The sequence below is a fragment of the Halobacteriovorax sp. XZX-3 genome, assembly GCF_043196495.1.
Taxonomy (GTDB): Bacteria; Bdellovibrionota; Bacteriovoracia; order Bacteriovoracales; family Bacteriovoracaceae; genus Halobacteriovorax_A.
This window is the reverse complement of sequence record NZ_JBEBMO010000002.1, coordinates 412,697-428,499: the sequence shown is the minus strand read 5'-3', so window position 1 is coordinate 428,499 and position 15,803 is coordinate 412,697. Positions and strand designations below refer to the sequence as shown.

Below are 15,803 nucleotides of genomic sequence, written 5' to 3'. Positions count from 1 at the left end.
TTAAAAACCTTCTTTAAGAAGATCATGCATTCGAATGAATCCCTTGAATTCATTTCCATCAATCACAGGGAGTACATAAATCTTATTTTGTTCCATTGATGTTAGGGCATCGATAGCAAGGTCATCAGAAGAAACTTTCTTAGGCTCTTTCGTCATAATCTCGCTAAGAGCCGTTTCAAGTGCATTAGCATTTTTAGCAATCGAGCGTCTGATATCACCTTCGACAAGAATTCCACTAAAGCTATTATTCTCAATAACAGCAAGGGCCCCAAGAGGTTTATTCGTCATTTCAAGAACGGCATCTTTTAAAAGATTTGATGGTTTAAGGATTGGGCACTCTTTCGCCACCCACATTAAATCTTTTACTTTCATCGTAAGAGACTTACCCAATTTCCCACCAGGGTGATTAATAGCAAACCCTTCACGTGATAGACCCACAAATTTCTCATAGGCAACAGCAATGGCATCTCCCATTGCCAGAGCAACAGTTGATGAAGTAGTTGGGGCAAGATCATTAATACAGGCTTCGCGCTCTACCGAGCAATCAAAAGAAATCCCACACTCAAGTGCAATTTGTTTTGTTAAATCACCTACTAGAGCAATACGGTTCTCTTTTCTTATTCTTAGAAATGGTATTAATTTTAAGATCTCACTTGTGGTACCAGATTTTGATAAAAAGATAATGGCATCGTTTTCACTGACTCTCCCAAGGTCTCCGTGAAGGGCCTCAGTTGGATGAAGAAAAATTGAGCGAAGGCCAAGAGAGCTAAATGTAGAAGATAGTTTCTCTCCAATAAGGCCTGACTTACCAACGCCACATAAAACCATCTGGCCGTTATGAGCATGCAGATATTCGAAGACACCAGTCAGTTTGTTACACATCTTCTCATCTAAAAGATCTATTACTCTTAGAATTGAATCAGCTTCAAGTTTTAAAACTTCCTTCATCTGACCAAAATGCTCCACTACCATCTCCTTTAGTGTCAATTTTTCTATCTCGATCGAGTCTACGACTATGTTATTATAATTATATGAAAATGTTAAAAATAATAGTGCTTTTTTCCCTGCTATTTAGTTGTAGTTCATATGAACAATTTGAACAATTAGTTGAAGAATCAGAAATACCTTCAAAAACTTATAAGTCGAATTTTAACCAGACATGGCAAGCTGTTCTTGAGATCATGCAACAGTATGATATTTCAGTAAAAAATCAAGAAGCTGGAGTCGTAAAAACACGTTGGATCAACAACACGAGTCAAATTAACTTCTCCGATGCCTTCGGCTCAAAAGAGATGGTTAAAGCGGCCCAATTTAAATTAGTTATCAATGTCATTAAAGGATATCGCGGAAAACAAGAGGTTTCTAAGGTTTCAATTTACCGACGCCAAATGATTGAAAAAGATTTTCTACAAGGTTGGCGCCTTGTACGTTCGGATGGAATTCTAGAGAAAACTATCCTCTATAGAATTGAACGTATTCTAAAACGTGAATCAATGATTAAAAAGATTGAAGAACAAAAAGCGAAAGAAGCAGAGAAAGAGTTATTCTAATGAATAACACTTTCTTCTTCTAATTTATTTGTCACGATCACAACATCATCAATATCTTCTTCAACTTCTTCTACTCTATTCATTCTTAAAATTTTGCGCTTAAAGAAAACCATGAAGTCTCTTTGGATAAGAAGCATACATGGAAGAACCACAAGAGTTAAAACTGTCGCAAATAGAAGTCCCCACCCCATACTCATGGCAAGGCCTTTCGTAAATCCGGCATCTCCACCAATTGCATATGCCATTGGGAATACACCACCAAGTGTTGTAATACTTGTTAATATGATCGCTCTTAGACGACTTCCTGCCCCTTCTAAAATTTCTGGACGATGAAAGCTAAACCAATCACTTCTTTTCTCATTAATTGTAACAACAAGAAGTAAGCTGTCATTTACAACAACTCCGGCCATACCAATAATACCAATAATCGCCATTAAACTAATATCGAGTCCTTGGAAGTAGAATGCCCAGATAACACCTATCACTCCAAAAGGAATGGCCGAACAGATTAAGATCGGCTGCATAATACTTCTTAAAACAATCGCTAAAATAAAGAAGATACCAAGAAGAGCAAAAGCAAATTTCTTAACCATTGAACTCTTATTCTTTCTCGACTGCTCATCAGCATCCTGTGCATTAAACATTAAATCTGGATACTTCTTTGAAAGCTTTTGAGTTAGTAGATCAACCTTCTTAATTAGAACTTCTTTTTTAATAATTTCTTTATCAAACGGAAGATCAACAACAACTTTTCTCATTAAATTTGAGTGCCTAATTGTCGATTGCTTCTTTTCTTTTTTCCAAACTCCAATATCAGATGACTTTATGATCTCACCATTTGCCAGAACGACAGGAAGATTACCTAGTTCTTCGAAATTTAGATCATCGCCATCAGCTGCATAAGTTAAAAAGCGAATCTTTCGATTACCACTTGTATACTCATAAACTTCATTCTTACTAATGAACTGAACTAATTGACTTGAGACTTGAGCAAGAGAAAGTCCTCGTGATTGAATCTCATTTTTATGAGGTGTAAAAATCCAAGCGTCTTTAAAAAGCGAATCATCAAGATCAACTGATTTAATTCCCTCAATTTTTAAATCCTCAATCGATTTTTTAGTATACTCTGTCACTTCTTCAACATTAAATGGAGAAAGAGATTGAATTGTTACTTCGACAAGGTTTTCACGACTTTCATCATCTCCACCCTTTGCAATCTTAACCTCTAGCCTTTCAAACTTACCAGTTTTCTCAAGCTCTTTAAGTTGTTCCTTAAGGAAGTCTTGTACATCTTTCTTGTTGGCCTCAACATTATTATCAAGCTGTGAAAAAGAAACTCTATAACTAAAATACTGTGGCCCCTCTTGCTTCTTACCATTTGTATAATTTTGTCCAATTGAGAATTGGTAGTTATTGTACTTATTTTTGTCAATCTTACTCATAACCTCTTCTACAGAAGTCAGTTGTTTATATGAGTCTTCAAGATTTTTTGATTCTTTCAAAGTACCGACAAATTCAACTGTTTCAGAAGAAATATTTAAATTGAAATTGAAGTTAATATTCTTGCTCGCAAAGATTATTGAGCCAATCATAGCCACAATGAAACCTGTTAAAACAATATAGCGCCACCTTAGTGCTCCATCGAGTAATTTAAGATACCCTCTTTTAAAGCGTTGGAAGTAATTAGACTCATGATGTGCATTTGCTTTTGTTACAAAGTGCTTTAAGTGGTTTGGAAGGATAAAGAAACTTTCAAATAAACTTAAAAGAAGCGCCGAGAAAACCACAACAGGAATCGCCATTAAGATATTTGACATTGAATCCTTCCCAACAAGAATTGGGGCAAAGGCAATCAGTGTTGTTGCAACAGTTCCACAAATAGGTTTCCAAGTCGAAAGAACAGCACCTACGGCCGCATCTTTTGAACTGGCACCGTTTTCAAGATTTTGCATATACTGTTCAGAGATAATAATAGCATCATCAACTAGGATCCCAATAACAAGAAGCATCCCTACAACAGAGATTAGATCAATTGAAATCCCCATTGTTTCAAGAACTGTAAATGTAAAAAAGTATGCAAGAGGCATCCCAAGAGAAGTCATAATTGCAGTTCTAAAACCTAAAAATAAACAAAGCGTGATCAAAACAAGAACGATTCCCATTAGAGCATTTGATTGTAGAGCATTAATTTGTCTTTCAATGAATGCCGGACCATCTTCAACACTTATGATATTCACACCTTCAGGAGCTTGCTCATTAATCTTTTTAAGCTTCTCTTCTAGTTTTTCCTTTAGTGTAATTGAATCGGCTTCAACATCTTTAAAGATATTAAAGTTAATCCCTGGCTTCCCATTTATGTAATTAGATCGTTTAATTTTAGGTAAGCGATACTCAAGAGTTGCTAAGTCCCTTAGACGCAAAGTATGGCTTGAATTATTTGAACGAATCAAAAGATTATTAAGTGATTCAATATCGTAGTTTAAGTTTTCAATTTCAATCGAATAAGAATCACTTCCTTTACGGATACTTCCTAAAGGGTATATTCTAAAAGTTTCTTTAATCTTATTATAAACATCTGATGGCGCTATTCTATAGCGGGCCATATTATCGACATTAAGTTTAATATAAAGATCTTTTGTATATCCATATGTATCGACTCTTGATACTCCATCGACTCTTTCAAGCTCTTCTTCTATTTTCAATAACCAGTTCTGGTGTAAGTCATTACTTTGTTCAAAATTTAAAATTGCATAATAATTAAACCAAGAATCTGTTTGCTTAATATGGCGAACGACAATATCTTTAGTTTCAGATGGAAGATCTCCACGGATTGTTTCAATAGCATCTTTAATTCGAGTCTCTAAATCACCTATTTCCTCAAACTCATCTTTCACATCAACATTGATACGCATATACCCTTGTTGCGAGTTTGACCAAATTTTATCGATACCAGCACTACCTTTAATTGCACGCTCAATTGGGTAAGTTAAAAACCTTTCAATTTGAGATGCACCTGCACCAGTCAATGTGGCAGTGATTTGAATTCTCTTTGATGACCAATTTGAAATTAGATCTCGTTTCATATGGGCAAGGGAGATAATCCCAAAGAGCACCATCATGATACTTAATAAGTTTACTAGAAAGCTATTTCCTACAAAGTATGAAACTAGTTTTTTCACAAGCTACTGTCCTATTTAGATTTTAAAAACAGTAGCTTGTAGCACTAAAAATGTGAATTTATTTAGGTTTTAAGAAATTCTGTCGAATTTACACTAACTAAGGCATTGAAAATACGTTAGTAGGCCATGATATAAGTCACCCAAGACTCACAGTTCTCTTCAACAGTTGAACGATAGAAGATACCATCACCTGAACCATCATCATCCTCACCTTCCCAGAAAGTAATGATATTTTCAAATCCAGCATCCTTCATGATGTCTTTGATCTCGCCAATTGACCAATGTCTCCAATCATATGAGAAGGCCTTACGATACATTTTTCCATCTTTATGTGTTTTAAAGTGAATATAGTACTGAACTTCCTCTGTTAATGGATTGTAGCTATCACAATCCCAGTAGTAAGTGTGATCATCGTGCTCAGTCTCTTCTTCTAGCTCTTGACGACATTCTTCACCACCAAAGATATCCACCATAAAGATACTTTCAGGTCCCATATTCTTTTTTACTTGTTTAAAATAATTAAGAAGAACATTTCTTTCTTTGAAGATGAAATACGAAAAATTAAAAGCAACCGTAACGTCAGCTTTAAATTCATAATCATCAAGCACGTTTCCATTAATATAATGCATACGTGTTTTTTCTTCTTCTGTTAAACGAGAGTAGTGATTTTCCATTCCATATGCCTGTGGCTCTTCATCAAGATCAATACCCCAAGCTTCACGATCTTTCCCTTCTTTTACCCAGTCACAGGCCATTGCAGCTGTACCACCAAAGTCTTCACGTAGAGATCTTGGAGAGCGGCCAAAAATCTTCTTATATTCTTTGTTGATAAATTCAATATCAACTTCGTGATTTTGGACTGACTTTTCATAAAGTTCGTACTTTAAATTCGTTGGAATTTTCGACATTAAATACTCTTTTGTTATTTATTTATATGATTTGACTTCTTTTATGCCTGAATTGTAACTCATATTGATTGAATTTTTAACCTTAAATCTTAAATCATTTGTTTTATAGACACTACGTGCCAGAAAGATAAACTCCTCACCAAAGTCTGCTTCTTTTTCCTTAAGACGGATATCATCTTCAATTACCCAGAGCCTCTCATTAATCTCTTTAAGCTCACTCATAAAAGATTCTATTCCTTCTAAATTTAGTTCGGCCAAAGTTTTCGCTAATTCATCATATTCGGCCTGTGCCAAAGATACGCGCTCATTGTCTTCTATACGCTCTGTCTTAATTTTTAAGATAGTCATCTTATCAACGAGCTCACCAAGTGAAACAGGACATTCAATAATCATCTTATACCTCAATATCAATATAATTAATTTCTATAATAGTGTACTCGAAATCATCCCCTGGTGCCTGAACAATAACCTCATCACCTTCTTCTTTTCCAATCATGGCCCTAGCAATTGGAGACTTCCAACTGACATATCCTTTTGTCGTGTCGACTTCATCGACGCCTACAATTGAATATTTCTTCTCTTTTCCATTCTCATCTTCTAAGGTAACCGTTGCACCAAATTGAATCTTATCAGTTGTGACAGAGAGAGGATCAACAATTAAGGCGGCATTGATTCTTGTATTTAGAAAGCGAATACGACGATCGATCTCACGCAACCTCTTCTTTCCATACTGATAATCAGCATTTTCAGATCGATCTCCAAGTGAAGCAGCCCATTTAACTGTTTCAGTTATCTCTGGTCTTTCAGTTTTCATTAAAAAATTTAACTCTTCTTCAAGCTTTGCAAAGCCTTTGGGAGTAATATAATTATCTTTCTTTATTGCCATATTGACTTAGAATTCCTTCTACTCCATTTTCAACGAGGTCCATCACTTCCTCAAAGCCTCTTGCACCACCAAAGTATGGATCGGGTACTTCTTCATATGAAGTATATGGACCACTACAAAAACTACAAAATAATTTAACCTTATTTTTATAATTTTCCTCAGGGTCAAGTTTTAAAATATTTCGATAATTAGACTTATCCATAGCAACGATAAGATCAAACTCTTCAAAATCTCTTTTTGTGAAACCTCTTGAAATACTTGGAAGCTTATATCCTCTTTTCAAGGCATGCTCCTGCATACGTCTATCGGCACCTTCTCCTGCGTGATAGGCACTAGTACCTGCAGAATCAACCTGAATCTGTTCTTCTAAAGCCAGCTCCTGAATACGATGTAGAAGTACCCCATCAGCGGCCGGTGAACGACATATATTTCCAAGACAAACAAATAAGATTTTCATTACGAAATTATGATAGAATCGAGGGTGAAAGTAAATTTAAAGGAATAAAATTATGACAGTACAAAGAATCAGAACAATGGGAGATCCAGTTCTAAGAGAAATAGCACAAGATTTTACTAAAGAAGAAATTCTTAGTGAAGAGACAAAGCAACTTCTAGAAGATATGAATGATTCAATGCTAGCAGTAGGTGGAATAGGAATTGCTGCTCCCCAAATTGGTGTTTCTAAGAAAGTTACAATAATTGATGTACCTGAGGATTCACGATACGAAGATGCAACACCAAGTGGAAAGCTCATTATTTTCAATCCAAGAATTGAGTTCTTAACAGAACAAGAAGATGGATATTGGGAAGGGTGTCTTTCGGTTCCTGGACTGAGAGGATATGTAGAAAGACCAAATCATATTCGTGTGACATATTTAAATGAAAAGGCAGAGGAAGTCGTTTTTGAAGCACAAGACTTTTTAGCAACAGTTTTTCAACATGAGATCGACCATCTATATGGGAAACTTTACGTAGATAATGTAAAGGATATAAAAAAGCTCGTTTACGAAGAAAATTTATAAAATAAAAAGGCCCTCTTAAAAAGAGGGCCTTTCTTTTTGTAGAAGGTTTTATTTATTATTCTGAAACAATTGCACGCATTACATCTAATGTTTCAGGAGATAGTGATGATTCGTAGCGTGCCCAAATTTCTTTAGTCTCTGCTACAGAAGTGTCTCGATCCATTTGAGCAACAACTTCTTCAAGGATTAAATTTGCTTCTTCAACTTCAGAGTTGTAGATAGCAATTTGATCTGCACTCACACCTTTAATTGTTCCATACACAGGACCAAACTCTGCTAGTCCTTCATTATCAAGAACAATTAATCCAGCAAGACCAATCTTAGCGGCCTTTGCCCAATCTTTTTGGTCACCTGAGAAGATTGCTTTTACTGAGTAACCAACACCTACTTTCATTGCCAGTAGTCCTGTATAAGCGATGTAGCAGTTACCTGTTAACATACCAACTGCTGCAGACGCATTAAAAGAAAGACCTGTTGCAAGAAGTAGACTTAGAATTACCTTTTTCATTTTTTTCCTCCATGTTTTTTTTGGTTGTAAATAACGATAACGCCCAACTAGATTTTTCTAAACTTAAATAAAGGTAATATGTCGAGAGAGATTTTATAAAAAACAACTCGCTATTTTTACAAGTGATAGAGTCTGACTTTACTTCTATCAAGTGTTTTCAAGAGATTACGAATTTGAAGTAAAGTTTTTGCATTTAAAATCCGACAAGATAAGAAGGATAAATACTAATGAGAGAGACATACTATGAGTGAAGGTAAGAAACAAAGTTTTATTGCTTTAGCGTGCGTACTTAGTGTTAATGCATTTGTTGCATATCAATTCTTTTCAACATCTAAGTTTGATAACGTCTATTCGAAAGAAAAAATCCATGAACGAAGAGCTCCAGCGTCTCAAAAAGTTCCTGGCGAATACAAAGAGTTCCCACAACTATTCCCTTTTGAAGAGTATGTCATCTATGAAGACTTCAATGGAAATGTCGACTACAAGATGTCTGTAGACTTCTGGTCAGACAAAGGCGCTAAATACTTCACAAAAAACGGTAAAGAAGCAATTGAAAAAGGCCTTAGTGCTGGATTCAAAAGACTTATCGAAAAAGGAAATAAGGAAGGGACGACTTTAAAATCGGAACTACTTCCTGAATTAACAAAAGAATTCCTCAATACTTTTGTTTATACAGTTAAAGTTCATAAGCTTATCGATTCTAATTTTGAGTTCGATATTATGTTTACACCTTACAATAAAGACTCTGTTTCATATAAGGATGAGTTACAAACAAATCAACTTATAAACCTTGAGACTCAAGGATCACTTTATGAAGCTTTCCAAACTTATAATAAGAATTTCTCACATCGTGTCCTAGATACACAAATCCCAATTTCTAACGATATTTATCAATATATCGGTGGGGCAATTACACTGACATCAGAGCTAATTGATACAGACTGGAAGATATCTCAGCCTATTCCCAATCCAAAAAAGAATGGAATAAAGGGATATGTACGACTTCGTAAGTATTATCGTATCAACTACCCTACAGACTTAAAAATAGATTCATTTAAATCAAAATATTTGAATATCACAGAGCAGGAATTTGAAGCAAAGAATGAAGAACCACAAGTTCTTACTGTTGATACAATCTATGAATACAATCTTGATAGCTTGGTTCCTAAGAAAACTAAAACGATCTTTCACTTTGGCGAGATTGTTTCCCTTGATAAGAAGTACGATAGCTTCTTCAAAAGACTTTTTAGTGTATTTGATAAAAAGAACGACATTAGAACTTCCAAATTCAAATTTCAAGGAGACTACTCTAATGGCACAATCCGTACAAACTTCAACGGTGAGCTAAAAACTTTAGTATACAGCCACAGTGATAAAAAGTTTACGAGTAAAAGTCGTATTACAACGAACCCAAGAGATTTTGATTTAAGAATGCATGTTAAAGATGCAATCAGAAAAACTCTTCTACAAGAAAATACAGACTTTCTTGTACAAAAACTTAATCTAGAGAAATTTATTAAATAATAGGATCGACAATGAAATCGACAAAGAAATTATTAACAACAGCTCTACTTTCAACTCTTGCTACGCAATCATTTGCAGCAAGCTTTAATATCAAAGACCGTCTCGACTCACAGAAGCTATTTCTAGAGTCTTACGAATCAGTCTATGGAAAACGTGACTATGCTCATGCTCCGACTTTCTTTGATGCGATAAAAGAGCTCGATAAATCGAAAGAGAAACAAGCAGTAAAGTTCTTAAAGAATATTGACGAAGTTTTGCCAAATAAAATAGCAATGCCTGTTACTTACTGGACAAAAGTTTCTCCAAATGAAAAAGAGCTTGGTAAGGTTCTCTACTACTTCCTGGCCTATAAACTATTTATACTCAGAGACTTTATTGATAATCCTCTAACGAAGGATAAGGATAAAAAAGCTGCACAAGAGCTTCTTACAAAGATCACGAGAAAAGGAATCACATCAAATTCTATTTCAACTTATTTTCCAACATTAAAGCTACAGGCAATGAAAATCGCAAGCAGTAAAGATGTAATCGGAAGTATTAAAGAGAATGAAATTGCAACAATTGATTTTTCAGAAACATTTAGTGATATTAATAACTACTCTCTTTCAGCGCTTGGTTTTGTTCCTTCAAATAAAACAGAAATCGTCTCGGAGAACGAGCGTTCGCTAGAGCGTATCGATTGGCTGAATCAAAGAGTTATCTTTGCAGGTGGGACTCTAGACTTCGATTCTGATTATATTAAGATGCCAACACCTGAAGATCCTACAGGAAATATCATTTTTCAACAGGATCCGATTTACATTAAGATTCGTGATATGATTGCAAGTTCTAAGGACTCAATCTTTATCGATATTTTTCTCTTCGGAGGAACTCTTGGAGCAACTCTATCAGAGTATCTTTTAGATCAAACGAAAGAGAAGCTTAAAGAAAATCCTAATTTTAAAGTTGTCCTACTACACGACTATGCTACTAACTATAATATGTTAGATGAGATGATGCCGATCTTTGAATACATTAAAGAGCGTCGTGAAAAAGACCCTGTTTTAAAGAAAAGTGTCTCATTACTTCAGGCAAATATTCAGCGTCACCCTCCAGGGATCCCTTTTGGAATTACAAAACTAATCCCAAAAACTGCTGAAGCGATCAAATATTTTGAGTCAGGTAGTACATATTTTGAATCAAAAATTGATCACTCTAAAGTAATTGTCGTTGATGGAAACACTGAAAATGCACAAGCATATTTTGGTTCAAAAAACTGGACTGACCATAGTGGTGGTTACTACTACGATGATGCTATCTACGTAACAGGTGCTGCAGCAGGACTTGTTCAAGCTTCTTACTACCGCGATCTTCAAGCGGCACTTACGGAAGACCCAAAAGAGCTAGTAGGTTTCTACTATAAAGAACAAGGTTTTGATAACCGTGCCTACCTCTCTCAAAAAGATCAAATATTAGAAGATATGCGAATCAAGAAAGAAAAGTATGAAATTAAAGGTGACTCCGTTATTCGCCTTGCCGAAGCCGATGTTGATGGAACAATTAAGAATGTTCGAAATATCCTCGTTGATATGATCTCAAAGGCAGAAAAGAATATTTTTATGGAACAGCTATTCCTATATGACTCATATGTAATCGATGCCCTTGTAAAGGCCAAGAGACAGAACCCTCTTCTCGATATTAAGCTAGTTATCGATCACAACGGAAACTTTGGAATGAACGGCCTCCCAAATACCCTATTCGTTAAAAAGCTTGTTGATGCAGGAATTCAAGTACGTGCACGTAAGACTTATGGTATTACAGCAAACTTTCCAGACGGCTCAACTAAAGAGTATCACCAAGAAAACCATAGAAAGATTACATCGATTGATGGAATCACTGTTCTAGGTGGTTCATCAAATATTAATCCAGATACTCTCCAAGGTTCATTTAGAGAATTTGGTGCACAGATCTTTGATAAGAAAGAAGTAGCAAGCTTTGAAAGACGCTTTAGTCGAGACTGGCACGACTCAGAAAAGATGGAGATCTTTGATATCGAAAATTTTGAGGCAAATGTTCAAGGGGTTGCTTTTGGAAAACGCTCATCTGCAATTATCAATGCTCTTGGAAGTATGATCTATAAGTCAAAAGACGATATCGAAAAACGCCACAAATAATAAAGAGTTCTATATTCAAACAGGTAGCTGTTAACCGCAACAGCTACCTGAATTTCCTTTATCTTCAAAATATTTCTTTACTCTCTTAGGTAGCTCGACAAATAGTAGTGAGCGAAGAAGTAGAAGTGTAAACACTACCGCTAATGAAACTTCCCACCAGCTTGATGTCTCGTGATTGTGATGAGAAACATTAAAGTTAAGAGGCCATGAAAATGCACTGTAAAGGTAGTCCGTTAAGAAAGAAAAACCTAGCGCAACAAGAGCAATTGAAAGAAGGTTGATCACAACACCTTTTTTTCCAATATACTGCCCGATAACTAAAATATTTGAGATATTCGTCGCTGGACCTACTAAAAGAAAAAGTAATGCCATACCAGGACTCATTCCCTTCATTACAAGAGAAGCTGCAATAGGTGTCGTCGCTGATGCACAAATATAAAGAGGAATCCCTACAAGTAGAATTGCCCCTCTTCCACCCCAACCAGAAAGGCCATCAAAGAAATTAGCAGGAAGTGCAAAGTCAATGAATGCTCCGGCCACAATACCAAAGGCAAGCCAGATGGCCATATCATCAACAAGCTCAACAAATCCAAAGTGAACAGAAGCTTGCGCCTTCTTTGCAAAGCTTTGCTTTACAATAACACTTTCATCTTTCTTTTTTGAACTTCCACAACAACTAGGCTTAACTTCCCCACTAACCTGTTCAACATCTTTATCTGTTTTAAAAACTAATTGAAGAGCACCAGCAACAAACGCCGACACAAAAGCAGCGACTGGCCGGATGATCGTCATTGGGATATCCATCATTCCATAAGTCATGGCTATTGAATCAACCCCAGACTCAGGTGTTGCAATCAAAAACGCAGAAGTGGCCGAATTTGAAGCCCCCTGCTTTTTTAATGTGGCCGCAGTAGGAATAACAGCGCAACTACAAAGAGGAAGTGGAATACCTAAGACAGAGGCTTTTACCGCTCCCTTTAATCCCTTACCACCCATTGCCTTCTTTATGCGCTCAACAGAGATAAAAGCTTTAATAACTCCTGCAGCAAGAAGCCCAAACATTAAAAACGGAGCCGATACTAATATATAATTCCAAAGTGACGTTAAAAAACTCATAAAATTTACCTTTTTTTCGTTGACCAATCTTAGCAGAATTATTCTGAAACGTCCTTTATTACTGGCTTTTTCACACAACCATAGACAAATTTTATAGATAGGCTAAAAAAAATTGAACTTTTTTTAAATTTTTCTATTGACGAATGAAACCGAAATCCCTATATTAAGTCTTACGAAATGCGGGGGCGTAGTTAAGTTGGTTATAACGTCTGCCTGTCACGCAGAAGGCCGAGGGTTCGAGTCCCTTCGCTCCCGCCATTTTCATTTCGTAACATTCAAGTTTTAATCTCTTCGGAGACTAAGATATTAAAAGCCGAGTTAACCCACTCGGCTTTTTTTTTGTTTGCGGCCATCTGCAGGAGCAGATGACGCAATTCAACCCAGAAGCGACCACGATGGGAGCTTTCGGGTAACCAACTAAGCAATCCCACGAACACTTTTTGAATGACTATTTTCTTACAAGAAAAGCAGTATGCTAATTGAAGCCGTGCAACCCTGATGAGCGACCACGATGGGAGCGAGAGAGGGTAACCAACTAAGCAATCCCACTAACATTTTCAATATCACTAAATTTCAAATAAGAAATGCCAGTATGGCAAAATCATTAGTCTCCCCTTTAAAGGGTTCTTCTTAATGAATTTGATAAAAATTCTTTTCGAGTAAAAACAAAAAAACAGTACCCTAAAGCACTGTTTTTAAGTTCTATATAACTTTTTCTTGATTAATATGAAGCTGACATATTCGGTGTTGTTTCTTTTTGAGAGTATAGTTCATAAAAATACCCTAATGAATCTTCTACTTTACTATATTGGCCTCCAAATATAACTCTAGAAGCTCCATTACGACTAAGCTTGAAACTTACTTCCTCAGCTGAATAAGAAATAGTGTTATTGAAGAAAGTACTATGAGACACTTTAATCTCTGTCTTATTTCTATGAATTTCTTTTAAAGAATCAATATAACTATTTTCTGATAAGAAACTAATCGGAAGAAGATACATACTTCTATGTGGAATATATTTAGATTTATCGTACTCACGTACTGGTTTGTCTTCTAAGCGAGCAATGTCTTTAATAATATCAATAGTACAGTTTGAAAGAGAAGTCGAAATACATTTATTACCTGCATGTAATGTTCTACCTCTGATTAGGCTCTCTAAGGTATTGCAAAGGTTTGAAGTTTTAGATTTACAAAGCTGTGCAATTTTCTTGTGAGTTCTATTCTCGACATCTTTTTCCCATCCATTAACTCCTTCAGACTTAGTTCTAAGTTCAGACATTTCTGAATGAATTTCATTAATCTCCTGGAAGAATTCTGCAATATCACTTTCTAGTGATTCATCTGCTGTGTAAGTATTCTTTCTTCTTTCGTATACAGTTTTGATTTTATTTTTTAGAAGAAGCTTAAGTTCTCCATTGAATGACATATTAATATGCTCAACAAGGTCTCTATAATCAGATTCGTTGTTTTCTTTTAAGACTTTAGATTGCTCTAATGACGTAGTTAAAATGTTCGTTACTTTTTCTTCTACAAGCTTTACTTTTGCAGGGTTTACTAGTGAGTCAAATGTCAACACAGGTGTTGCTTGAGCTGTAATGCTTGGTAATGTTAAAAATAGTGAAAAACCAATAATAATCTTGTTCATAGTGTCTCCTCGGCCAAAGTAAAAATGTGAATACGAATCAATTTTATAGATTATCTTGATCGAGAGACAGTCCTATTGAAGAATTTTTATGGAGAAAGTAAAAGTGTCTAAAAAGTATACATAAGAACCTGATGGTTTTGATGATCAGATTATTGAAATAGTCGTAAATAGTGGGAATTCTAATAACTAACCGTACATTCTATTACTTACGTCTATTCTTCATATATGTTATTGCAAAGTCATATGCATCTTGACCCTTTGGAACATTAACATCGGGCTTTATACCTATAGACTCTATAAATCTGTTATCTCTATAGCTATTAAATGTTGAAGGTATATTTATCTGAATGCGACTTTCAGGAAGTACGACAAATCCAAGATTACCGAATTGAACCTGACCAGCTGTGTTCTCACCGACTCTTGTTACATCATCAATATATTCAAAAAAGTCTATTGTACTTTCACATGAAGATGCACAAGCACGATCTTGTAAAATCACGACTGGCTTTAATGCCTTGGCCCTAATAACTTCAGGTATTTCTTTATTTACAATAGCGGTCTCTTTTTTATAGTCAGAATATTTTTGCTTATCTCTTTTTATGAAGTCTAAAAAAAAATCTTTTTGTTTCTTTGATTCTGCACTCTGTGCCAAGAAAGAAAATAAGTTAGCTAGACTTTCTAAACCAGCTCTTGTAACGACCTTGTATTGATTTGCATATGGTGTTGAAAACGGAGAGCCACCAGTTAATAATTTTGCTAACTGATATCCAATAGTATCATCTCCTCCACTATTACCTCTTAGGTCAACGACAACAAAATCGATCTGATCTAAATGCGTCTTAATTTCTCTAAGCATCCCATCCCATTTATTTGAAGAGTGTGATGCAAACCAAGAGATAGTGATAACGAGAACGTTACTATTACCTTCAACAACTTTTTTTACCGTCCAAAGTCTCTTCTCTTCACTATCGATTCTTTTACCGACATTTCCAACGAATGTATTTCTCGCACATTTCATAGGGCCAAACTGAAAAGTCAAATGCTCATCTTGAACATGAGAAAATGATTCCCCTAATACATTACAAAAATCTCCTGGTTTAATCGATTCAAAATTTACAACAGATTCTTTTAATTTTTTAATTCCTAGTTCTACGTTATTTTTATTTTTAAAAAAATAACCTGAGTAGGAATTTTTAAGAGTATATTCAACAAGATTTACATCTAAATCTATTTTTTCCTTGTTCAACATGGGGGGGGCTTTAACTTTTATTGATGGATCATAAACCAAAGAATACTCTTCCTTATTTGTTGA

14 protein-coding genes and 1 tRNA gene are annotated in these 15,803 nt (G+C 35.4%); 5 read left to right on the top strand and 10 right to left on the bottom strand.

Annotation, left to right across the window (positions count from 1 at the left end):
* Window positions 1-966, bottom strand: coding sequence for an SIS domain-containing protein (locus ABMA70_RS12590; RefSeq protein WP_392993097.1), 966 nt, complete (start codon window positions 964-966; stop codon window positions 1-3).
* Between the two features lie 71 nt (window positions 967-1,037).
* Here ABMA70_RS12590 and ABMA70_RS12585 point away from each other — a divergent pair, with 71 nt between their 5' ends.
* The gene (locus ABMA70_RS12585) at window positions 1,038-1,550 is read left to right on the top strand and encodes a hypothetical protein (protein WP_103219188.1); all 513 of its coding nucleotides are present in this window, start codon (window positions 1,038-1,040) and stop codon (window positions 1,548-1,550) included.
* On the opposite strand, the gene ABMA70_RS12580 is transcribed toward ABMA70_RS12585, so the two are convergent.
* The 5 genes from ABMA70_RS12580 to ABMA70_RS12560 form a co-directional block, all read right to left on the bottom strand.
* Complete coding sequence (locus ABMA70_RS12580) at window positions 1,547-4,729, bottom strand: efflux RND transporter permease subunit (RefSeq protein ID WP_392993100.1); 3,183 nt, start codon at window positions 4,727-4,729, stop codon at window positions 1,547-1,549. The genes ABMA70_RS12585 and ABMA70_RS12580 overlap by 4 nt on opposite strands.
* Before the next feature lie 116 nt (window positions 4,730-4,845).
* Window positions 4,846-5,637, bottom strand: coding sequence for a hypothetical protein (locus tag ABMA70_RS12575; protein WP_103219186.1), 792 nt, complete (start codon window positions 5,635-5,637; stop codon window positions 4,846-4,848).
* A gap of 18 nt (window positions 5,638-5,655) precedes the next feature.
* Window positions 5,656-6,030 carry a DUF6165 family protein gene (locus ABMA70_RS12570; RefSeq protein WP_392993104.1) on the bottom strand — a complete coding sequence of 125 codons (375 nt, stop codon included), beginning with the start codon at window positions 6,028-6,030 and terminating at the stop codon, window positions 5,656-5,658.
* 1 nt (window position 6,031) lies between these two features.
* Window positions 6,032-6,523 carry a transcription elongation factor GreB gene (gene greB, locus ABMA70_RS12565; RefSeq protein WP_103219184.1) on the bottom strand — a complete coding sequence of 164 codons (492 nt, stop codon included), beginning with the start codon at window positions 6,521-6,523 and terminating at the stop codon, window positions 6,032-6,034.
* The gene (locus ABMA70_RS12560; protein ID WP_103219183.1) at window positions 6,504-6,980 is read right to left on the bottom strand and encodes a low molecular weight protein-tyrosine-phosphatase; all 477 of its coding nucleotides are present in this window, start codon (window positions 6,978-6,980) and stop codon (window positions 6,504-6,506) included. Before ABMA70_RS12560 ends, greB begins: the two co-directional genes overlap by 20 nt.
* 52 nt (window positions 6,981-7,032) lie before the next feature.
* Here ABMA70_RS12560 and def point away from each other — a divergent pair, with 52 nt between their 5' ends.
* Window positions 7,033-7,545, top strand: coding sequence for a peptide deformylase (gene def, locus ABMA70_RS12555; RefSeq protein WP_103219182.1), 513 nt, complete (start codon window positions 7,033-7,035; stop codon window positions 7,543-7,545).
* Between the two features lie 55 nt (window positions 7,546-7,600).
* Here def and ABMA70_RS12550 read toward each other — a convergent pair whose 3' ends face one another.
* The gene (locus ABMA70_RS12550) at window positions 7,601-8,053 is read right to left on the bottom strand and encodes a hypothetical protein (protein ID WP_103219181.1); all 453 of its coding nucleotides are present in this window, start codon (window positions 8,051-8,053) and stop codon (window positions 7,601-7,603) included.
* 243 nt (window positions 8,054-8,296) lie between these two features.
* On the opposite strand from ABMA70_RS12550, the gene ABMA70_RS12545 reads away from it, so the two are divergent.
* Together ABMA70_RS12545 and ABMA70_RS12540 are read left to right on the top strand one after the other, a co-directional pair.
* Window positions 8,297-9,577 (top strand): hypothetical protein, encoded by a 1,281-nt coding sequence (locus ABMA70_RS12545; RefSeq protein WP_392993109.1) that lies wholly within the window; start codon window positions 8,297-8,299, stop codon window positions 9,575-9,577.
* A gap of 11 nt (window positions 9,578-9,588) precedes the next feature.
* The gene (locus ABMA70_RS12540) at window positions 9,589-11,730 is read left to right on the top strand and encodes a phospholipase D-like domain-containing protein (protein WP_103219179.1); all 2,142 of its coding nucleotides are present in this window, start codon (window positions 9,589-9,591) and stop codon (window positions 11,728-11,730) included.
* A 30-nt stretch (window positions 11,731-11,760) separates the two neighbouring features.
* Here the strand turns inward: ABMA70_RS12540 and ABMA70_RS12535 are convergent, their stop codons facing one another.
* On the bottom strand, window positions 11,761-12,846 hold the full coding sequence (locus tag ABMA70_RS12535) for an SO_0444 family Cu/Zn efflux transporter (RefSeq protein WP_103219178.1): 1,086 nt from the start codon (window positions 12,844-12,846) through the stop codon (window positions 11,761-11,763).
* 181 nt (window positions 12,847-13,027) lie between these two features.
* Between ABMA70_RS12535 and ABMA70_RS12530 the strand changes: the two genes are divergently transcribed.
* A tRNA-Asp gene (locus tag ABMA70_RS12530) sits at window positions 13,028-13,104 on the top strand.
* Window positions 13,105-13,567: 463 nt separating this feature from the next.
* Here the strand turns inward: ABMA70_RS12530 and ABMA70_RS12525 are convergent.
* Window positions 13,568-14,491: a hypothetical protein gene (locus ABMA70_RS12525; protein ID WP_392993111.1), complete on the bottom strand. Its 924-nt coding sequence runs from the start codon at window positions 14,489-14,491 to the stop codon at window positions 13,568-13,570.
* A gap of 202 nt (window positions 14,492-14,693) precedes the next feature.
* Window positions 14,694-15,740, bottom strand: a complete 1,047-nt coding sequence (locus ABMA70_RS12520) for a S41 family peptidase (protein WP_392993113.1) — start codon at window positions 15,738-15,740, stop codon at window positions 14,694-14,696.
* Between the last annotated feature and the right edge of the window lie 63 nt (window positions 15,741-15,803).